Here is a 3,403-nt window from a genome sequence, read left to right on the forward strand (position 1 = left end):
TCTACCTTGACCCACCTTACTGGAAGACTCAAGACTATGGTGTGGCATTTACCCTGGAGCAATATAGCATCATCGATAGTTTTGCTCATTCAATATCAAGAAAAATGATTATTTCAATTAATGATACTCCTGAAATGAGGCACATCTTCAAAAATCTTCATATCGATGTTGTCGACATAAAATACTCATTGGGCAGCAACCGCCATTACAAGCGAGAGTTGATTATTCGTAATTTCGCCTGATTTCCTTTTTTGCAAACAATTCTGGACTGTCCAAAATAGCCATTTTTTATAGTTTAGATGAGTCCAGAATTGTCTGCAAATTAGTCCAAAATATTTTACATCGCTACACTGACATCCCGCGTTAAGCAACTGGTGGGTGACAAGGTGATCCCGTGTAAATTTGCGCCGCCGGCCGATGCGTTAGATAACACCTACCTCTGGGCCGACAAGCCCGACCATTATCGGCTACGCCTCAGGCACAATCCGCACGCGTTTAGCTTGGATAACCTTGAGGACTTGCCGGAGGCACTGCAGCGAGGGCAGAAAGGGTAATACGCAGCGCAGTGATCGGCGGATCATGACGCTATGGGCTAGCGGGTAATGAAGAAAATAGCGGATAACGGGAAAACGACACACGCTTTCACCACGCTACCGGCTCGGGGCAGGGAAACCCGGCTCCGTGGGACAGCCTTCGCTGCGCAAGCAAGACGGTAACCGCCGACGGCCTTCGACCGGCGGGTTATTCAGGGATAGCGCAACGTAACCGCTCCCCCCCTTGCGCCAGACACTGAAAGATAACGGCGCAGGGGAGTAAAGATCACATCCCGACTTTTGCGGCCCAGGTGTCACGCAGCCCCACGGTGCGGTTAAACACCGGATGGGAGGGGCTGAAGTAGCGGCTGTCGGCGCAAAAATAGCCTTCGCGCTCAAACTGGAAGGGTTCACCCGTGTTGGCTGCCGGCACGCCGGCTTCGACAAAGCCCTGACGGATGACCAGCGAATCCGGGTTCAGCGTAGAGAGGAAATCTTCCGCCGCCGCCGGATTGGCCTCGCTAAACAACCGGTAATACAGACGAAACTCCGCCGCGACGCCGCGGGTGGCCGATACCCAGTGGATCACGCCTTTCACCTTTCGTCCGTCGGCGGGATCTTTACTTAGTGTGCCGGGATCGTGGCGGCAGAAGATGGTGGTGATTTGCCCCTGGGCGTCTTTTTCCACACGTTCAGCCTTAATTACATAGGCATTGCGCAAGCGGACTTCTTTACCCAGCACCAGACGCTTGTATTGCTTGTTGGCTTCTTCACGAAAATCAGCGCGATCGATAAAAATTTCGCGGCTGAACGCGACCTGGCGGGTTCCCATCTCCGGCTTATTGGGATGGTTTGGCATCACGATATCCAGTTCATGCCCCGCCGGCAGGCTTTCGATGACCACCCGCACGGGGTCGATCACCGCCATGGCGCGCGGCGCCCGCTCGTTTAAATCTTCGCGGATACAGGCTTCCAGCGCGGCCATTTCCACATTATTGTCCTGCTTCGTTACGCCAATGCGGCGGCAGAATTCGCGAATCGAGGCCGCCGTATAGCCGCGGCGGCGCAGGCCGGAAATGGTCGGCATACGCGGATCGTCCCAGCCCTCGACAATTTTTTCCGTCACCAGCAAATTTAGCTTCCGCTTGGACATGATGGTGTATTCGAGATTCAGCCGGGAAAATTCATACTGCCGGGGATGCACATCAATGGTGATATTATTCAGCACCCAATCATACAGCCGGCGATTATCCTGAAACTCCAGGGTGCATAACGACTGGGTTATCCCTTCCAGCGCATCGGAAATGCAGTGGGTAAAGTCATACATCGGATAAATGCACCACGTGTTGCCTGTCTGATGATGATCGGCGAATTTAATGCGGTACAACACCGGGTCGCGCATCATCATAAACGGCGAGGCCATATCGATTTTCGCCCGCAGGCAGGCGCTGCCCTCGGCAAATTCGCCGTTGCGCATTTTGGCGAATAGCGCGCGATTTTCTTCCACGCTCCGATCCCGATAGGGGCTATCTTTACCCGGGCGCGTCAGCGTGCCGCGATGTTCGCGTATTTCGTCCGGCGACAGTTGGTCGACATAGGCCAACCCTTTGTCGATAAGCTCCAACGCATAGTCATGCAGCTGGTCGAAATAATCGGAGGAGTAGTGAATGTCACCGCTCCAGTTGAAACCCAACCACTGCACGTCGTACTTGATGGAGTCGACATATTCCATATCCTCTTTCACAGGATTGGTATCGTCGAAACGCAAGTTGCATTGACCCTGATAATCCTGGGCGATGCCGAAATTGAGGCAAATGGATTTTGCATGGCCGATATGCAAATAGCCATTGGGCTCCGGCGGAAAACGGGTATGCACCGATGTATGCTTACCCGAAGCCAGATCTTCGTCGATAATTTGACGAATAAAATTAGTTGGGCGGGCTTCAGCCTCACTCATGTTGATATTCCTCTACGCTACAGCACGACATTCATTGCTCTTATGTTCCAACATGCCACGCCAGGACACAACCGTTTGTTAGAGAAATTTTCCATTATGGCTCACCGGCGCAGCCGATTGGCACAGTTAAGGCATTGAGTACAGCGTGGAACGCTTTGTCGTCAAAACACGCCGCGAGTCGCTTGGGGCGTTTTGCTGTCGGAGATTACGGGCAGTAAGCGCGCTGGGTCGTGTAATCTGCCGCGGGCAACCGGGGACACTTTGCCGTCGGGCGCGTGCAGACGCTATTGCGGGCAAAAGCGCGGGGCATCAGGTTGACGCGCTAGCGCGCCGAGAACGTCCCCCGCCGCGCGCGGTGAGGGAGAGAAAGAAAGGAACACGCCCGGCCCCCTGACGGCAGCACAGGCGCTTAAGCAGTAAGCGTACGCCCAGCGCCGTATTGACAGTTATTCAGCAGGGATGGTGAGGTTCCACGGCAGGAGCTCTTTGATTTTGTTGATGGGATGATCCGCGATAATCGCCAGCACATGGCGCAGATACGCTTCCGGCTCCACGCTGTTCAGTTTGCAACTGCCGATCAACGTATACATCAGCGCCGCCCGGTCGCCGCCGCTATCCGAACCGAAGAACAGATAGTTCTTGCGACCCAGGCTTATTAGCCGCAGCGGGTTTTCAGCGATATTATTGTCGATCTCCGCCCAGCCATCGCCGGCGTAGTAGCACAACGCCCGCCAGTGGTTCATCAGGTAGTTGAACGCCTTTGCCGTATCGGCCTGGCACGACAGCGTGGTGAGTTTTTCCCGGGCCCAACTCTCCAGACCAACAAGTATTGGTCGGGATCGTGCTTCGCGCACCTGTTGTCGTTCCTCTGCCGGGCGCCCCCGGATATCGGCTTCGATCGCGTACAGCTCAC

2 protein-coding genes and 1 pseudogene are annotated in these 3,403 nt (G+C 54.5%); 1 reads left to right on the forward strand and 2 read right to left on the reverse strand.

Features of this window, described 5'->3' with window-relative positions:
• Nucleotides 1-242: pseudogene (locus ACMX3H_RS17730) on the forward strand (DNA adenine methylase); the annotation flags it as partial.
• Nucleotides 243-819: 577 nt separating this feature from the next.
• Here the strand turns inward: ACMX3H_RS17730 and glnS are convergent.
• Together glnS and ACMX3H_RS17740 are read right to left on the reverse strand one after the other, a co-directional pair.
• Nucleotides 820-2,490: a glutamine--tRNA ligase gene (glnS, locus tag ACMX3H_RS17735; RefSeq protein ID WP_415211745.1), complete on the reverse strand. Its 1,671-nt coding sequence runs from the start codon at nt 2,488-2,490 to the stop codon at nt 820-822.
• A gap of 446 nt (nt 2,491-2,936) precedes the next feature.
• Nucleotides 2,937-3,403 (reverse strand): IS66 family transposase (locus ACMX3H_RS17740; RefSeq protein ID WP_415211746.1); only part of this gene is annotated, 467 nt, incomplete at its 5' end.

The sequence above is a fragment of the Sodalis sp. (in: enterobacteria) genome, from assembly GCF_047607725.1.
Classification (GTDB): domain Bacteria; phylum Pseudomonadota; class Gammaproteobacteria; order Enterobacterales; family Enterobacteriaceae; genus JBLKSS01.

What these genes read in the sequence shown, in the direction of transcription:
- glnS (WP_415211745.1), bottom strand. Translation starts at nt 2,490, where the DNA reads ATGAGTGAGGCTGAAGCCCGCCCAACTAATTTTATTCGTCAAATTATC.